Annotated in this window: 14 protein-coding genes; 5 read left to right on the top strand and 9 right to left on the bottom strand. The window is 59.5% G+C overall.

What is annotated here, in order from left to right; all coding sequences use genetic code 11:
* Positions 1-31: 31 nt before the first annotated feature.
* The 3 genes from mltG to MUN80_RS24215 all read right to left on the bottom strand — a co-directional run bounded on the left by mltG (position 32) and on the right by MUN80_RS24215 (position 3,551).
* Positions 32-1,102 (bottom strand): endolytic transglycosylase MltG, encoded by a 1,071-nt coding sequence (gene mltG / locus MUN80_RS24225; RefSeq protein WP_244717198.1) that lies wholly within the window; start codon positions 1,100-1,102, stop codon positions 32-34.
* Positions 1,103-1,120: 18 nt separating this feature from the next.
* Positions 1,121-1,891 (bottom strand): class I SAM-dependent methyltransferase, encoded by a 771-nt coding sequence (locus MUN80_RS24220; RefSeq protein ID WP_244717196.1) that lies wholly within the window; start codon positions 1,889-1,891, stop codon positions 1,121-1,123.
* Between the two features lie 211 nt (positions 1,892-2,102).
* The gene (locus MUN80_RS24215; RefSeq protein ID WP_244717194.1) at positions 2,103-3,551 is read right to left on the bottom strand and encodes a helix-turn-helix domain-containing protein; all 1,449 of its coding nucleotides are present in this window, start codon (positions 3,549-3,551) and stop codon (positions 2,103-2,105) included.
* A 239-nt stretch (positions 3,552-3,790) separates the two neighbouring features.
* On the opposite strand from MUN80_RS24215, the gene aceB reads away from it, so the two are divergent.
* Positions 3,791-5,425 (top strand): malate synthase A, encoded by a 1,635-nt coding sequence (gene aceB / locus MUN80_RS24210; protein WP_244717192.1) that lies wholly within the window; start codon positions 3,791-3,793, stop codon positions 5,423-5,425.
* A gap of 202 nt (positions 5,426-5,627) precedes the next feature.
* Positions 5,628-6,914, top strand: coding sequence for an isocitrate lyase (gene aceA, locus MUN80_RS24205; RefSeq protein ID WP_244717190.1), 1,287 nt, complete (start codon positions 5,628-5,630; stop codon positions 6,912-6,914).
* Positions 6,915-7,283: 369 nt separating this feature from the next.
* Here aceA and MUN80_RS24200 read toward each other — a convergent pair whose 3' ends face one another.
* Positions 7,284-8,462 (bottom strand): ribonuclease D, encoded by a 1,179-nt coding sequence (locus MUN80_RS24200; protein ID WP_244717188.1) that lies wholly within the window; start codon positions 8,460-8,462, stop codon positions 7,284-7,286.
* 137 nt (positions 8,463-8,599) lie between these two features.
* Positions 8,600-9,088 carry a hypothetical protein gene (locus tag MUN80_RS24195; RefSeq protein ID WP_244717186.1) on the bottom strand — a complete coding sequence of 163 codons (489 nt, stop codon included), beginning with the start codon at positions 9,086-9,088 and terminating at the stop codon, positions 8,600-8,602.
* A 212-nt stretch (positions 9,089-9,300) separates the two neighbouring features.
* Here MUN80_RS24195 and MUN80_RS24190 point away from each other — a divergent pair, with 212 nt between their 5' ends.
* Positions 9,301-9,549, top strand: a complete 249-nt coding sequence (locus MUN80_RS24190; RefSeq protein WP_244717184.1) for a hypothetical protein — start codon at positions 9,301-9,303, stop codon at positions 9,547-9,549.
* Positions 9,550-9,740: 191 nt separating this feature from the next.
* Here MUN80_RS24190 and MUN80_RS24185 read toward each other — a convergent pair whose 3' ends face one another.
* Positions 9,741-10,160, bottom strand: coding sequence for a DUF2721 domain-containing protein (locus MUN80_RS24185; protein WP_244717182.1), 420 nt, complete (start codon positions 10,158-10,160; stop codon positions 9,741-9,743).
* Positions 10,161-10,314: 154 nt separating this feature from the next.
* Here MUN80_RS24185 and MUN80_RS24180 point away from each other — a divergent pair, with 154 nt between their 5' ends.
* Complete coding sequence (locus MUN80_RS24180; RefSeq protein ID WP_244717180.1) at positions 10,315-12,876, top strand: M14 family metallopeptidase; 2,562 nt, start codon at positions 10,315-10,317, stop codon at positions 12,874-12,876.
* 75 nt (positions 12,877-12,951) lie between these two features.
* Here the strand turns inward: MUN80_RS24180 and MUN80_RS24175 are convergent, their stop codons facing one another.
* The 3 genes from MUN80_RS24175 to MUN80_RS24165 form a co-directional block, all read right to left on the bottom strand.
* Positions 12,952-13,269, bottom strand: a complete 318-nt coding sequence (locus MUN80_RS24175) for a hypothetical protein (protein WP_244717178.1) — start codon at positions 13,267-13,269, stop codon at positions 12,952-12,954.
* A 266-nt stretch (positions 13,270-13,535) separates the two neighbouring features.
* The gene (locus MUN80_RS24170) at positions 13,536-14,771 is read right to left on the bottom strand and encodes an S-adenosylmethionine:tRNA ribosyltransferase-isomerase (protein WP_244717176.1); all 1,236 of its coding nucleotides are present in this window, start codon (positions 14,769-14,771) and stop codon (positions 13,536-13,538) included.
* Between the two features lie 62 nt (positions 14,772-14,833).
* On the bottom strand, positions 14,834-15,613 hold the full coding sequence (locus tag MUN80_RS24165; protein WP_244717174.1) for a class I SAM-dependent methyltransferase: 780 nt from the start codon (positions 15,611-15,613) through the stop codon (positions 14,834-14,836).
* A gap of 249 nt (positions 15,614-15,862) precedes the next feature.
* Here MUN80_RS24165 and MUN80_RS24160 point away from each other — a divergent pair, with 249 nt between their 5' ends.
* A complete protein-coding gene (locus MUN80_RS24160) occupies positions 15,863-16,453 on the top strand; it encodes a hypothetical protein (RefSeq protein ID WP_244717173.1) in 591 nt (196 codons plus the stop codon).
* The last annotated feature ends 769 nt before the right edge of the window (positions 16,454-17,222 follow it).

The following is a 17,222-nucleotide window of genomic DNA, read 5'->3' as shown; positions in this document are numbered from 1 at the left end:
TGAAGTAGAGCTTCGCGGCGTGGAGCAAAGACTACCGCAGAATCTTCAGGCTGTCGAGGGTGTGCTGGTACTTGCGGGCGTTGCGCTTGTGGTCGGCGTAGGTTTCGGCAAAGTCGGAGAAGCCGCTGCGGTCGGGGCGGGCACAGAAGAAGTAGTACTTATGGGCCGTGGGCTTGAGCACGGCATTCAGGCTGGAGCGGTTGGCCGAGGTGATAGGGCCTGGTGGCAGGCCTTTGTGTTTGTAGGTGTTATAGGGCGAGTCTACGAGCTTGTCCTTGTTGAGCACCCGCTTCACTCCAAAGTTGCCAATGGCCCAGAGCAGGGTCGGGTCGGCCTGCAGGCGCATACCGTGCTTGAGCCGATTCAGATATACCCCGGCAATGATGGGTTTGTCCGTTGGCTCCGAGGTTTCGCGCTGCACAATGCTGGCCAGTACGTGTACCTGCGTGGGGGTGAGGCCCAGTGAATCGGCCCGCTGCCGGCGCTGGGGCGTCCAGAACCGGCCGTGCATGGCCGCTGCCGAATCCAAGAACTGGGTGGCTGAGGTGTTCCATTCAAACTGATAAGGCCCCGGCAGGAACATGGTCAGAATGGTGGTCGTGTCGAGGTGGTAGCGGCGCAGCAGCAGACCGTTGTCGTTGAGCAGGCGGCGCAGGTGGGCCGAGTCGGCTTCGAGCTGCCGGGCTACCTGCCGGATCAGCTGGGGCTTGTACTTGAAAGCGTCGAGGGTGAAGTCTACCGTGTCCTGGGGGCCCTGGCTGAGCTTGTCGATCAGGGCGGAGTTGCCCAGGTCCGGAGTCAGCAAATAGCGGCCGGGACGCACGTGGGCCGGATACTCGCGCCACTGAGCCACCTGCCGGAACGTCTCCGGGTCGCGCAGCAACTCGTGCTTGTCCAACGAATCCAGCACGGCTTGGTAGGAAGCGCCGGTACGGATGTACAGGTACGCCGGGCCAAACGCCGAGGCCGTTACGTTCGGTTTCCACAGCAGCTGCCAGGCTTTAAAGCCGACAACACCGCCCGCCACCAGAAGTATCACGAGCAGAATTCGCCCGACCCGCCACCAGAGCGGAGTTGTATTCGAAGAAGGTTGTTGACTCAAAACGTTGTACGGCTTGTTTTAGGGCTTGACGGCCTTGGCCACCACCCGTTGCCAGACAAAGGTAAAGTCTGCGCCGGGAAGCTCCTGAATCTGAAAATGCTGCTGGGCCTCGACCGACGCGTTTTGAAACTCCCGGCGAACCTGCTCGGCCTTCTCGCCGGTGCAGCCGGCTTTGGTCAGCCAGTCGTTGAGCTGCATGGCACCGTCGGGCGCGGCTTCCTCCACTTTCTCCACCACTAGCCCAGCAGCCTCCATGGCAGCTCGCCACTCCCGGGGCTCCAGGTTGCGGGCGTGCGACGGGTCCCGGAGCTTTTCCACGTAGTTCTGCCACTGGTTCAGCTCTGGCTGATTGTCGAGCACGCAGGTATCAGCCAGCAAAAACTGGCCGCCGGGCTGCAGCACCCGGCGCACTTCCGCCAGAAATTGCGGTACCGAGTCGAAATGGTGGGGCGCCACCCGGCAGGTAACGATGCTGAACGAGGCGTCGGGAAACGGCAGTTGCTCAGCCGCGCCTTCCAGCCACGTCACGTTAGCTATTCCTTGTTCCTGCTGCCGCTTCTGCGCTTCGGCTAGCATCCCTGTCGAAACATCCAGTCCTACTACCGACTGCACATGCGGGGCAAAGGCCAGAGCCGTAAAGCCCGTGCCGGTAGCTACATCCAGCACGGTATCGGTCGGCTGGGCATCGGCGTGCTCCAGTAGCCACCGCAGCAGCGCCTCACTCCACGTGTTCCACTGGGTATTGTAGTGCGCGGCTTGGCGGTCAAACTGTTCTTTAGCGGAAGTCATGGAGGTAGTTGTTGGTTGCTCGTTGGCAGTTATTAGGCAGAAGAACGTCTGGTCGAGCAGCGCGAGGCATCTTGCCTGCTGACATTGTCGGGCTATACGCCAAGCTCAGCATGAGGTATTATTGCGTTGTTCTGTATTTAACAACGGACTCCGTGAGATGTGCCGCGTTGCTCAACCGGACGTTCTTTAACAGAACATCGAGCAACTAAAATCATCCCCCGTTTACCAGCGTGGCAATGGCGGCTTCGATTTCCTGGGTGCGCTGCTTCCGCTCGATTTCAATGGGAGCGGCGGCCCGCACTTCGCAGTCGTAGATGGCGCACCGCTCACAGGTTTCGTTGACAATGCGCACCGGAATGGCCGGGTCGTCGAGGAAACTGACTTTCTGCTTGAGGTTGTCGTCGCAGAGGAGGCCCACGGTTACGCTCACGGCGGGTTCATTGGGCCCGCCGGCCCGGGCCAGGGTCAGGCACAGGTACTCGTCGTCGGTGCCGAAATAATGGGAGCGTTGGGCCGAAATAGCCGTGTTTGGGGCACCGGAAAGCGGCTCCTGGCGCAGTTCCGAAATCAGACGCAGCGATACCCAGCGGCGACAGTAGTGCTCGTGCAGCTCGTTGCCGTGGGGGTTGTGCAGGCGGGAAAGGTGGAGCTCCTTGGTCAGCATGAAGCCCGCGTTGGCGTTGGCCTGGTCGAAGCGCAGGAAAAACAGGCTCTGTAGGCCGAAGTGCCGGGGCAGCAGGTTGGTGATGCGCTGCATAAACATCTCCGGCGACACGTCATACTTGCTGATCAAGTCCAGAAATGCCGATGGGTCCCACTTTTTGCTGGCAAATAGCTTTTGAAAGTCCCGGGTCAGGTTTTCCTCTTCCATCAGCAGGGCTCCGGCGAAGTAGGAAGCCTTGAAGTTGTTGAGCACCTCGTCGAAGCTGCGCACCGGGAAGGACGCATTCACGTAGGGCCGCTCCCGCAGATTGAGGTAGTTAAACGCCAGCTCCCGGCCCAATACAAAGGCTTCCTGGGCCCGGGTAAGACCAGGACGCATGAGTAGGCGCTTGGTTTTGGGTTGAAACACCGAGCGGAGTCGGCCCAGACTAGCGTACTCGCCCAGCTTGGTGCGGTCCACGCTGTAGCCGTATTTCTCGGTCAGGACCTGCTCCAGCTGCCGGGTGGCGAAGGGCGCGGCTACCATCAGCTTTTCCTGGCCAATGAAGGTGCGTACGTCCTGCTCCAGCTCTTCGAAGTAGTTGTCGTGCATCTCCTGGTAGGAGCGCAGGGCGGCCAGAAAAAAGTGCTCCTGCCGCATTTCGTAGTTGCGGGCAATTTCGAACAGCGTCCCGATGAAGGCGTTCATCTTGGCAGGAGCGTCCGAAATCAGCTCTACGATGCGCACCGGATCTAACCCGAACATTTCCAGGGGAAACTCTTTGAGCAAATCCGACTGCAGCAGCTCAGAAATAGGCTCCAGCTTGCGGCTCAAGGTCAGGGAAGTCAACTGGTCGTAGCTTACTTCCAGCACCTTGCTCAGACTCAGTATTTTATCGGCCTTGGGATACTTCTTGCCCTTTTCTATCTCATTCAGATACGATACCGACACGTCGCAGGCCCGGGCCAGCTCGGCGGGGGTAAAGCCGCGTTCCTGCCGCAGCTCGCGCAGTTTCAAACCAAAAATTAACCGGACAACCTGACCGTGACTAAGCATAAGGGAATACAGAAGTAGGCTCCGCGCAGCTAACAAGGACTACGGGAACGGCTACAAGAAAAAGATACAGCGCTGAAAGCCTAGCAAAAGTAGGTAAAAACCAACTTTTATAAACTTTAGCGAAAATTCGCTTGATTAATAAAATTCGCTAACGTATGTTTGGTTATATTCTTTCCCGCTTCTCTCCAAACCCTAAGCCTATGTCACCTTTCACTGAGTCCCAAACGTTGGTTTCCCCACCCGCCTACCTCACGCCCGAGCGGGTGAAAGTGGTAGGAGCCTACTCTCCCGAGTTTGCTGAAATCCTGACGCCGTCGGCCCTGGCCTTTGTAGCCGAGCTGCACCGCCGTTTCGACCGGACCCGCCGGGAGCTGTTGCTGCGCCGTGAGGCCCGGCAGCGCGACTTCGAGGCTGGTATCCTGCCCGACTTCCTGCCCGAGACCAAGATGATTCGGGACAAGCCCTGGACCGTGGCGCCCGTGCCTGCCGATTTGCAGGACCGCCGGGTGGAAATCACCGGGCCGGTGGAGCGTAAGATGATTATCAACGCCCTGAACTCGGGGGCCAAGGTGTTCATGGCTGATCTGGAAGATTCCAACTCCCCGACCTGGGCCAACGTCATCGAAGGGCAGCGCAACCTACGCGACGCCGTGCGCCGGACTATTTCGCTCAGCACCCCGACCAAGGAATACAAGCTGAACGAGGAAACTGCTACGCTGGTAGTGCGGCCGCGCGGCTGGCACCTGGTCGAAAATCATGTGCTGGTGGATGGGGAGCCCATTAGCGCCTCTATGTTCGACTTCGGGCTGTATTTTTTTCATAACGCCCACGAACTGTGCAGCCGCGGCAGCGCCCCGTATTACTACCTGCCCAAGATTGAAAGTCATCTGGAAGCCCGGCTATGGAACGACATTTTCGGCTTTGCCCAATGGTCGTTGAAAATGCCCAAGTGCACCATCAAGGCCACGGTCCTGATTGAAACGCTGCCCGCCGCCTTTGAGCTCAACGAAATCCTGTATGAGCTGCGGGAGCACAGTGCTGGCCTGAACTGCGGGCGTTGGGACTATATCTTCTCCTACATCAAGCGTCTGGGGCTGAAGCCCGAGTTTCGTCTGCCCGACCGGGCCCAGGTAACCATGATGGTGCCCTTTATGGCCGCGTATTCCCAGTTGGTTGTCCAGACCTGCCACCGCCGCGGGGTGCACGCCATTGGGGGCATGGCCGCCCAGATTCCGATTAAGAACGACCCCGAAGCTAACGAGGCCGCCTTGGAGAAAGTCCGTCTCGACAAGGTGCGCGAAGCCAAAAACGGCCACGATGGCACCTGGGTAGCTCACCCTGGCTTGGTACCGGTGGCGTTGGCTGTGTTCAACGAACTGATGCCCCAACCCAACCAGATTGACAACAAGCGCGAAGACGTGCAGGTAACGGCGGCCGACCTGGTGAAAGCGCCCCAGGGCACAATTACCGAGGAAGGCCTTAAACTCAACATCGACGTGGCTATTCAGTACATCGAGGCCTGGCTGGGCGGCAACGGCTGCGTACCCATCTACAACCTGATGGAAGACGCCGCCACAGCCGAAATCAGTCGGGCCCAGGTGTGGCAGTGGCTGCACACGCCCGGCACGACCCTGACTGACGGCCGCGAAATCACCGTGGAGCTGTACCGCTCGTACGTGCCCCAGCAACTGGAGAAAATCCGCAGCCTGGTAGGGGAGGAGCGTTATACCAACGGCCGCTATCTGCAGGCCGCCCGCCTCTTCGACAGCCTGGTGACCAGTGAGAAGTTCATCGAGTTTCTGACCGTGCCGGCCTACGAGCAGCTGCCGAGCTAAACCATCCCACTGCTAGAAGCGTGGTCTGCTGCCTTCTAAGCAGTAGGCTATCCACCCTACTTCGCGCGGTTAAAACCGTGCGCCAGCTCTTTCTTGCCTTTTTCAAAAGCGGCTTTTCAGCCTGCCGGGCACCGCTTTGCCTTCTCATTCCTGCTTCCACAACCACTTTTCCACTCTTCCTTTCACTTCAATTTCCTCTCTCATGAACAAGCAAGAACGTATTGCCGCCATTACGCACGACTGGGCCACGAATCCGCGCTGGAAAGGCGTAGAGCGGCCATATTCGGCCGAGGATGTGGTAAAGCTGCAAAACTCTATCCGCATCGAGTATTCCCTGGCCCGGCAGGGAGCTGAGCGGCTCTGGAGCCTGCTGCACACGGAGCAGTACGTGGCCGGGCTCGGGGCCCTGACCGGCAACCAGGCCGTGCAGGAAGTGCAGGCCGGCCTGAATGCCATTTACCTCAGCGGCTGGCAGGTGGCCGCCGACGCCAACGGCGCCGGCCAGATGTACCCCGACCAAAGTCTGTACCCGGTAGACAGCGTGCCAAGCGTGGTGAAGCGCATCAACAACGCCCTGCTGCGCGCCGACCAGATTCAGAACCTGAGCGGAGAAGGCAACGTGCACTGGCTGGTACCCATCGTGGCCGATGCCGAGGCCGGTTTCGGGGGCAACCTCAATGCTTTTGAGTTAATGAAAATGATGATTGAGGCCGGGGCTGCCGGGGTGCATTTCGAGGATCAACTGTCTTCGGCCAAGAAGTGCGGCCACCTGGGCGGCAAGGTGCTAGTGCCCACCCAGGAGGCTATCAACAAGCTGGTAGCCGCCCGCCTGGCCTCCGACGTGCTGGGCGTGCCCACCCTGGTGGTAGCCCGCACCGACGCCGATGCCGCCGACCTGATTACCTCCGACGTGGATGAGCGGGACCTGCCCTTCGTACTCTCGCATGAGGAGCGAACCAGTGAAGGATTCTACCGGGTGCGGCCCGGCGTGGAGGCCTGCATAGCCCGGGGCCTGGCCTACGCGCCCTACGCCGATTTGCTGTGGATGGAAACCTCCCACCCCGATTTGGAGCAGGCCCGGCAGTTTGCCGAAGGCATTCATGCCCGGTACCCAGGCAAGCTGCTGGCCTACAACTGCTCCCCCTCGTTCAACTGGGCTTCCAAGCTGAGTGTGGAGCAGATGGAAACCTTCCGGGAAGAACTGGCCGCCTTGGGCTTCAAGTTCCAGTTTATCACCCTCGCCGGCTTCCATGCCCTCAACACTAGCATGTTTGAGCTGGCTCGGGCCTACCGGGAGCGGGGCATGGCCGGCTACTCCGAGCTGCAGGAGCGGGAGTTTGCCTTGCAGCAGCACGGTTTCAAGGCCGTTAAGCACCAGTCGTTCGTGGGCACGGGCTACTTCGACGCCGTGCAGAGCGTAGTATCCGCCGGCAAGGCCAGCACTTCGGCCTTGGTGGGCTCCACGGAGGAAGCCCAGTTCACCCACTGAGAGCCCGCCAGCCGTTGCCGTAAACGGACCCAATGACTCAAGCAAAAGGTCCCGTCGATTTTAAAAATGGACGGGACCTTTTGCAAAATCGACCTGATGATTTTTAAAATGGACGGGACGATTTTCCCCTGAGCTACCCACGGCCTTGTCACTTCATCGGCACGCCTGCCCCGTGACATCCTAATACTATCAACGTGACATAGGTATGTCACGGCCGTGACATGCCTATGTCACATTTTGCAAGCCGGCTGAGGTAAGGAACGCCCAGCTGATAAAAAGCCAAAGGCCACCCGTTCGGGTGGCCTTTCTGCAGATCGGGTAATCGTCCACAAAATCTGTGAAATCCGTCGAATCCGTCGAATTCGCGGTTCAGGCAAACGGCTCGGCTATTTGCTCGTAGCTTAGCCCGTGGCGCTGGCAGGCATCCTGCAGAATGGTTTTCTGCCAGGGGCGCAGCACCTGGTCGGCGCCCAGCTCGATGATGTCGGCCACGAGGCGGTTGGAGAGCACCAGGTTGGCTACGTACACGTTGATGTCGGCCGTGATGAGGCCTTTAAGCTGGGTCAGGAGCTGCTCGCGGGCGTCGGCTTTGGCGGCCTTGTCGCCGCTGAGGCGGCGGCGGAAGGGGAAGCGGCGCTGCTCACCGGTTTGGGCCGGCTCGGGCACGGGCACGAAGTTGTCGGGCGAGAGGGCGGCCAGTTGCTCCAGGTAAGGGGTGCGCTTGAGCTCGGGGTGCAGGCCGCGGGTATTTTTCCAGTCGTTGGCGTCGCGGGGGGTAGCACGCACCAGCTCCGAGAGTCGGTCGTTGGCAAACACCATGTAGGGCGGCTTGTCGAGCTGCCGGGCCACCTGGTCGCGGAGCATGTACAAGTCGCGAAACAGGGGCAACTCGCCGGGCTGAATCCGGTACTTGCCCGCAATGCGCAGGTAGGGCCGGTCGTCGCGGGTGTAGCGCACTTCCTCCAGGGCAGCGTTTTCCTGCTCGGCCCATTCGGTGCGGCCCAGCTCGGCCAGCTTGGCCTTGAGACGGTCGGCCAGCTCGAAAAGGTAGAGCACGTCGTTGGCGGCGTACACTTTCTGAGCCTCGGTCAGGGGGCGCTTCAGCCAGTTCGATTTCTGCTCGCCCTTGTCTACTTCCAGGCCCAACTCGGCCTGAATCAGGCGGCCCAGGGAGATGTTGTTGTCCGACTCGCCCAGCAACGTATACTGCACGCTGGTGTCGAGAATGTTGCGCACGTGCACGCCGTAGAGCTCATCGAGGAGCAGAATGTCGGACTTGCAGCTGTGAAATACCTTTTCCACGGCCGGGTCGCGCAGCAGGGCCCAGAGGGGCTCCAGCTCTTGGGCCGGGTTGGTCAAGGGAATGGGGTCGAGCAGGTAGACCACCTGCCCGTCGTAAATCTGGATCAGCGCCAGGTTGCGGCCGTAGCGGTGGCGCATGTCGTCGAATTCGAGGTCGACGGCCAGGCGCGGAGCTTTTTGCAGCGCTGCGGCGGCCTGCTCCATTTCGGCAGCGGTAGTCAGGTACTGAATAGTAGGTGTAGACATTCAGGCAAATAGAAAGGCAGCGGCAAGGCTGCTGGATGATGGCTCAAGCCATTTTGGTAAAGGTAGGCAGCCGGGTGGAGCAAAACCAGTAGGGCTTTGCCAGCGGGAAAGTAGTAGAAAGCCCGCTACCAACCAGCTTACGCCTCGTCTTCCTCGTCTTCGTCCTCGTCGTGGTGGCTGAAATCAAGCTCCTGGGCCACTTGCAGTGCTTCCTGAATGACTTCCTCCATCAGCGGCTTGGTGTCGGCGTCGAGGGTGCGCTCAAACAGGCCCAGCAGCAGCTCGCCATCCTCATTCACGTAGAGGTTGGTGTAGAGCTTCTCGAACAGCTTGGCGTCCTTGGTGATGGTAGCGTCAATTTCCTGCACCGACTTGGCCTTCAGGGCCCGGTGCAGCACGTCCATCACCTTGCGGCTTTCCTCATGGTCGCCCAGGTCGGCCAGCAGCTTCAAAATGCTCATGGCCACGGCCAGGCGCACCCGCTCGAAGCGGAAGGCAATATCGGCCTTGCCAGCCTGCTCGAAGGTTTTGTAGGCCGAAAGGTCGGCGGCCGAGAGGTACTGGGCGGCTTCGGCCTCGGTGCGGAAGGCTTCGCGCAGCAGCTGTTCGTAGGAAGTAGAGCTCATCGTAGAGGAAAAACGAAGGGTCCCGCGCCCGGCAAAACAGGGGCGGAGCCAAATTAAACGGCGGGATTCGGCGGCAAACCGTAACCCGAAGGCCCAAAGGTACGATTGCAGAAGAAGGTTAGCCGCCTGTGGTGGGCGGCGCGGCCAACTTTGCCGCCCCGACGCGGTTGGCCTACCCTGATTCATCCTTATCACCTTTAAACTTCTGCACGATGACGCACAAAACGAAATGGCTGGTGTACGCTCCCTCCGGGCTGATGGTAATTGGTTTGGGTACTTGTCTGATTCAGTGGGCTACGGCCCTGCAAAAGGATGGCGAGCCAACCGCCAAGTGGGTGGGAGCCGGTACGCTGGCCCTGGGTGTATTCAATGCCGGTATCAGCCTTTTTGGCCGGGGCGTAGCCGAAAGTGTGCTCTACCAGATTCGCGAGAAGGACGCTGGTGCCACCGAAGGCAAGTAGCCCACGACCCTAGTTCCCCACGGCTCGGCTAAAGCCGGCCAGGCATAGACCCAGCCTGTGCCCGGCCGGCCCGAAGCATTAGCAATAGCTGCCAGATTCCTCTTCAGATGCGCCGGGAGCAGCTTTGGTCGGACCGGGAAGAACTTCGGGTAGGCTGGACAGCATTGCGGGCGTTGCGGGCAGCGGTTAGCTCAAGCTTGATGGGCCAGACGCTGCTCCTCGTTTTCTTCCAGGTCGTTGAGTTCAATTTGCAGGGCTACCACCGAAATCTGGATTTCGTAGAGCGACATGCCCAACGACACGAGCAAGGCCAGCAGGCTAGCCCCGAACACCAGGGCCCCGGCCGAGTTGAAGCCCGCATAAATCAGAAACATGGCCAGCACGCAGCCCAGCATGGAGCCTACGCCCACGGCCTGCATGTTGCGCACCATCTCCACCCGGCGGCGTAGGTTATGAATCTGCTGAATCAGGTGGGGGCTGTGGGTGGTCTTGTACTGGGTTTTGAGCGTGCGCACAATGTTGACCAAGGCCAGAAAGCGGTTGGTATAGGCCAGCAGGAGCAATGACAAAGCCGGAAACAGCAGGGCCGGCGTGGTGAGCGTAATTTCCATGAGTACTAGGCAGGCAAGTTTGGGCCGCCCCGGCTGGCTCCGGGTTTCTTTTTTGCGGGGGCCAGGTGGGGCGGGGGCCTAAAGTAGCCGCCGAATCAATAGGTTTGACCTGCCCGCCGGATTTTCGGCCGTTTCTCTTCTTTGCTTACCGTCCATGCCTCCTCGTAACGTGCCGGCTCTGGTTCGAGCCTTGTTGCTGCTTCCGCTCTTGTTGCTACCTGGCCGCCTGTGGGCCCAGGCGCCGGAGCCGGGCGGTTTGCTCACGCCTTCGCAGTTTCTGGGCTATCCGTTGGGTAGTCGTTTTACGCCCCACGCTCAACTGTTAAATTACGTGCAGCAGGTAACCCAACACTCCGGTGGGCGGATGCGGGTGCAGTCCTACGGGAGCACCTACGAGGGCCGGCCGCTGGAAGTAGTGCAAGTGGGTACGCCCGAGAACCTGGCACGGCTGGAGGAAATCAGACGGAACAACCTGCGGCGGGCGGGGCTGGAAACCGGGGCCGTACAGCGGCAAATGCCCGCTGTGGTCTGGCTGAGCTACAACATTCACGGCAACGAGGCAGTGTCGTCGGAGGCGGTGATGGAAGTGCTCTACGATCTGGCTAACCCCCAGAACACTCAGGTTCAGCAATGGCTGCAAAACGTGGTGGTGCTCGTGGACCCCTGCGTAAACCCCGACGGGCACGAGCGGTACGTGCAGTGGTACAACCGCAGCCGCAACCAGCAGCCCAATGCCTCGCCCTATGCCTGGGAGCACCACGAGCCGTGGCCCGGTGGGCGCTACAACCATTATTTCTTTGACCTCAACCGGGACTGGGCCTGGCAAACCCAGCAGGAAAGCCGGCAGCGCGTGGCCCTCTACAACCAGTGGCTGCCCCAGGTCCATGCCGACTTCCACGAAATGAGCGTGGATGACCCCTACTACTTCTCGCCGGCGGCCAAGCCCTTCCACGAGGATATTACCGCTTGGCAGCGCAATTTTCAGAACGTCATCGGCGACTACAACCGCAAGGTGTTCGACCAGAACAACTGGCTTTACTTTACCCGCGAAACCTACGACCTGTTTTACCCCAGCTACGGCGACACCTACCCTAGCTTTAACGGAGCCATCGGCATGACTTACGAGCAGGGCGGCTCGGGCAGGGCCGGAGTGCGCGTAGCCAAGTCCGACGGCGACACGCTCACGCTCAGCCAACGCATTGCCCACCACCACGCCGCCAGCCTGGCCACCATCCAGGCTGCCTCCGACCGGCAGCCCGAGCTGGTGCGGGAATTTGAGAAGTACTATACCAACGCCCGCACCCAGCCCCGCGGCGCTTACAAGACGTTCGTGCTGAGCGGCAATGCGGCTCCCGGCCAGCTCCGGGCCTTCACCGACTACCTCGACCGGCAGCAGATTCAGTACTGTTACGCGGGGCGCAAGCTCAGCACCCGCGCCTTTAGCTACGCCACCGGCAAAACCGAAAACGTGCAGCTCCAGCCCCAGGACGTGGTAGTGAGCATGTACCAGCCCAAGTCGACGCTGGTGAAAGTGCTGTTTGAGCCCCGCCCGGCCCTGGAAGACTCTCTGACCTACGACATTACCGCCTGGGCCTTGCCGTATTCTTTCGGTCTGAATGCCTATGCCCTAACTCAAAAGCTGGACGGTCGGGCTCGGAAACCGGCGACCGTGACCGGCAACGCCGCCGTAACGGACAAGCCTTACGCTTACGTGGCCCGGTGGAGCAGCCTGCAGGACATGAAGTTTCTAAGCCAGTTGCTCCAACAGCGGGTGAAAGTGCGGGTGGCCCAGCGGGCTTTCGAGGCGGAAGGCCAGAAGTACCAGCCCGGTACTTTGATTCTTACCCGCACCGGTAACGAAACTTTAGGAGCTCGTTTTGACCAAATCGTGCGGGCCCAGGCCGACTCTGCCGGCGTGCAGGTGCAGGCTGTGCGCTCGGGCTTCTCCACCAGTGGTGCCGACCTGGGCTCGGGCTACGTGCGCTACGTGAGCCGGCCCAATGTGGCGGTAGTGGCCGGAGAGGGCGTTTCGGCCACAGCCTTCGGGGAAGTCTGGCATTTCTTCGAGCAGCAACTGGGCTACCCGGTCACGGTGCTGGGCGCTGACTACCTGCGCACGGTACCCCTGCAGAAATTCGACGTGCTTATCCTGCCCGACGGCAACTACGCGGATATCTACCCCGAGAAAAGCCTGGAAGCCCTGAAAGCCTGGGTGCGCGGCGGCGGCAAGCTCATTGCTTTGGAAGGGGCTGCGGCTTTCCTGGCTAATAAAAAGGACTTCCTGCTCAAGACCAAAACTGCCGACAGCACGGCCAAAATTCAGAAGCCCTACCAGCAGCTGCGGACCTATGCCGAGGCCGAGCGGCAGCAGATTGGGGAGCGGGTGCAGGGCAGCGTCTACCGGGTACAGCTCGACACTACTCACCCGCTGGCGTTTGGCTACGGCTCTACCTACTTCGCTCTCGTGCGCGACACGCTTAACTACCGTTTCCTCGAAACCGGTGGCTGGAACGTGGGCGTCCTCAAGCGCGACAACCATGCGGCCGGTTTTGCTGGTCGCAGTGCCCGCCGCAAGCTCACCGACACTTTCGTGCTGGGCACCCAGGACATGGGCCGCGGCCAAATCGTGTACCTAGCCGATAACCCGCTGTTTCGCGGTTTCTGGCAGGGCGGCAAGCTGCTGTTTGGTAACGCCCTGTTCTTTGTAGGTCAGTAGCGCCAAGGACTTAGTCCAAACAAAAAGCCCTTGCCAACGAATTGGCAAGGGCTTTTTACTAGGAGCAGAGGTAGACTAATCTACTACGTCCTCGGCTTTATTTTTCACGGCCGAAGCACCTTTTTTCACGGCGCGGCCGGTTTTCTGAGCACCTTTCTTTACCACCGAGCCCGTTTTTTTACCGGCGTATTTGGCGTCTTCCTTAGTGTTGTAGGCAGCTTGGCCTGCCTTGGTGCGGCCCGAGCGGCTTTCTACTTTCACCGTGCCATTGTCCCGCACTTCAGCGGTAGTTTTAGCACCGGTAGAGTTGTCCCGAACTACAGCCTTATTGTCCTGCGCGTGCGCAGCAACCGAAAATGCTACCATAGCCAGCAGCAGAGTTATCTTTTTCATGATGAAGAGTCGTCGTTAGAAATAGGGAATTCTAGGTCCTTATACGGGTCCGACGAAATAGGTTGTGCCCGCCGACTCAATCAGGAGAGCCGAACTAGTGTGGAGCTTACAAGATAGGCTGAGCCCTCACTAAAAGCATAATTGGAGCACATGACGTGAAACGGCCGGGTCATGTGCTTTCACAGAAGTGGAAGGAGTAAAGAGGGAATGGCTAAAAGAAGTATTCACCTGAGCCCATGCAGAAGCCATGAAAGCTGACCCGGCCATTAAGGCAGCAGCAGGGAACTGTCGCCGTAGCTCAGGAAGCGGTAATTGTGGGCCAGGGCATGGTCGTACACCCGGCGCCAGTCGGGGCCGATGAGGGCCGATACGAGCAGGAGCAGGGTGCTTTCAGGCTGGTGAAAATTAGTAACCAGACCCTGAATAACCCGAAACCGGTAGCCCGGCGCAATCAAAAGCTGAGTAGTAGCCTGAATCGAGTCGGAGCCGCTTTGCTCAAGCGAGTCGAGCAAGGCCTGCAACGCGGCTGCCAATGATACTTCGGGGCCTTCCTCATACGGCTGCCACTGCGTAACGTGGAAGGCGGATTCGGTAGCGTAGCTGGGCTCCCGCACGAGCCGGGTCCCCAGCCAATACAGGCTTTCTAGAGTGCGCAGGCTGGTAGTGCCCACGGCAATAATCGGCTGGGGAGCGTGGCTGAGCAGTTGGCGCAGCAAAGCAGCATTGACGGCAATGGGCTCGGCGTGCATGGCGTGGCCATCCATCTGGGCGGCTTTTACCGGCTGAAAGGTGCCGGCGCCCACGTGCAAGGTCAGTTCGGCGGTAGCAATACCCCGGGCCTTGAGGTCGGCAAATACGGCATCGGAGAAGTGCAAACCGGCCGTGGGAGCTGCTACAGCACCTTCGTGGGCCGCGTACACCGTCTGGTAGCGCACGGCATCCACGTCGGTGTCTTCCCGGTTGAGGTAGGGTGGGAGGGGCAAATGGCCCGCCGCCCGCAGGATTTCGGCAAAAGGCGCTTCGGCCGGCTGCCAGCTAAACTGAATCAGGGAATAGCCATCAGCTGCTTCCAGCCGCTCGGCCGTCAGTACTGCCGGCGTATCCAGCACGGTAAAGCTGATTTGTACCGGACCGGTTTTCCAGCGCTTACCGTTGCCGACCAAACATTTCCAGACGCAACTGCCGGTTTGCTGCATGGCCAGCTCCACGGAGCGGTGCGGGGCCACCGGCTCCAGGCAAAACAGCTCCACAACGCCGCCTGTGGGCTTTTGGCAAAACAGCCGGGCCCGCACCACTTTGGTATTATTGAAAATTAGCAGCGACTCGGCCGGCAGTTCGGTGGGAAGGTCGGTGAAGCGCCGGTCCTGAATAGCGCCCTGCCGGTACACCAGCAGCTGCGACTGGTCACGGTTGGGCAAGGGCTCGGGCGCAATGCGTGCGGCCGGGAGCTCGTAGGTATAATCGAAAATGGAAAGCAGGCGTGGGTCGGGAGTGGCAGACATAGCTGCAAAGGTACGCCGGGGCGCTGGCTTAGCCAGTATGCCCGGTACCAACCTGCCCAAGGCTACTTAGGCCGCCGGAAAAACATCAGGTGCTGCTGGGGCAGGGTTTCGACGCTTTCGATAAACTCCAGGCCCACGGCTTTCATTTCCTTGCGAGCCTGCTCCACGCTCATCTTATGGATACGCTTGATGGGCACCTTGGGGTCTTCGGCGCGGTATTCGGCCAGGGCCACCCGGCCGTTGGGCTTCAGCGCGGCTTTAATGGACCGCATCATTTCCCGCGGGTGGTCAAACTCGTGGTAAGCATCCACAATCAGGGCCAAATCCACGCTGTTGGCCGGCAAGTTGGGGTTCTGCACTGTGCCCAGTACCGGCTCCACGTTCGGGGCGTTGTTGCGCTCCTTGTTGTCTTGCAGGTAGGTTATCATTTCGGGCTGAATATCCACGGCCAATACCTTGCCCTGGGGCACGAGGGCACTCATCCGGAACGAAAAATAACCGGTGCCGGCGCCAATGTCGGCTACCACGTCAGTGGGCTTCAGACGCAGAGCTTTGAGCAGCACATCGGTTCCTTCCTCCTGTTCCCGGCCGGAGCGCTCCAGCCAATCGGCACCTTCGTGGCCCATGACGTGCGCAATCTGCCGGCCCAGGTAGTAGCGGCTGATGCCATTGGGGTCGGCCGGCGGCCGGATTTCGTAGCCGGTGGTGTCGGGCACGGATGACTGTCGGCGCTGCTCGGCGGCCGTAGCGGCCGTGCTTTCACTCAGCGGCTGGGTGCAGGCCTGAAATAGCAAAATACCCAGCGCCCAGGAGCCCAGGAAGGAAACAGAAGGAATGGTCATACGCACAGGTGCAAATAAACTGTGTTCGGGCAAACATCCATGCGCGGCGAAGGGTTCGTTCGGGCTGGAGTGGTGGAGCTAGGAAGAAGTATTCACAAGAATTTATATTGCTGAAGCTCGTCTTACTGAAGGAGTTGAGGGGTAGAAAGAGGATGAAATTCAGGTTTAAAATCACAAAGTTGCCCCACTATTTATATTTTGGCCCGTAGAAAGCCTGTTTTTGAACACATCACCCAACTTCCTAACACCATGAAACACGTATCCGGACTCTTGCACAAGCTGACTGCTTTCGCGGCTGTCGTTGTTGCACTCAGCAGCTGTAATCGGGCAGAATATGCCATGCTGCCCAAGACTTCCTCGTACCACGGCACCGCCAACCGGGCCGTAGCTGTGAAGCCTGCTCCGGAGGCCACTACTCCCGCCTCGGACGTAGCTGCCGCGCCCGAAGCTACTCCTGCCCCGGAAGCTGCACCCGCAGTGGCTCCCGCCGCTGTAGCCACTGCTCCTGCTGCCGTAGCCAAGACGACGACGTCAGTGGCCGCCGTGCAGCCTGCCGCTCCAGCTAAAGCCCAGGCTAGCCGGAAGCTGAACCTGGTAGAGCGCGCCATGGTAGCCAAAGTAGTGAAGAAGGCAAATCAGCTGAACAGCAAAACCCAGGTGAAAAAGCACAGCGAAACGGCTAGTGCCAACAAGCTCAGCGGCAATATTCGCACGGGTATCATCCTGCTGCTGATTGGTCTACTGCTGGGTATCTTTGGCGGAGTCATCGGCCTGCTGGGTGCCATCATCGCCCTGATTGGCGTAGTGCTCATCATTCTGGGCCTGCTCGACGAGGTATAAGCCGCAGACTTTCCCCACTAAAAAAGCCCTGCCGACAGCTGTCAGCAGGGCTTTTTAGTGGGGTTTTGTCGAGCAGTTGGAAATCGGCGCGAGGCTGTTGGCTGGATATATATATGGTTCGCCTAAGGAAACCCAGCCCAAAACAATAGCCTGTGTAGCGTTGAGTTATCAAGAGCGAGGGATGTGAGGGTTCTTTATCTATCTTACCCCAGATTCCGCACTAGTGTACTATTTACTCGTTCCCTATGAAATTTACGTTTGTAAGTCTTTTACTCTGCAGTCTGCTGCTCGAGAGTTGCCATAGTACCCGGGTGGCAGCTACGTTTCCTGCAGTTCGCGAGTATGGCGCGGTAAAGTCGTTACCGGCTACGGTTGACTCCAGTAAAGCTTCAGAATTACCACCAGCAACGCTTACGGCAGCCGTAATAGAGCCCGGCGCTACCACCCTTCCTGACCGGCAGCCAAACCGTCGGCTCATTCTCGTTGCTCCGAAGCCCGCTGGCCCGACTACTCACATCTTGGCTCCCGATACAGCCGTGCAACGGCCCGCTGCTGCCCAGCCCACAGCCGGCCCTGATCCATTCACAACCCAAGTAAACCTAGTCGGGGGGGTTATTGGTACGGCGGGGTTAGCACTTATTCTCTACTCTTTTTCCAATGCCTCCAAGGAAAAAAACAACGGCTGGGAAAGTGTACATGCAGCTTTGGTTGGGCTGCTTTTAGCCTCCGTAGGAACGGTTCTGTTGTTCTTTCAGGGTAAGAACGGCCG

Source organism: Hymenobacter cellulosivorans, assembly GCF_022919135.1.
GTDB classification, from domain to species: Bacteria; Bacteroidota; Bacteroidia; order Cytophagales; family Hymenobacteraceae; genus Hymenobacter; species Hymenobacter cellulosivorans.
This window is presented reverse-complemented; position numbering and strand designations above follow the sequence as displayed.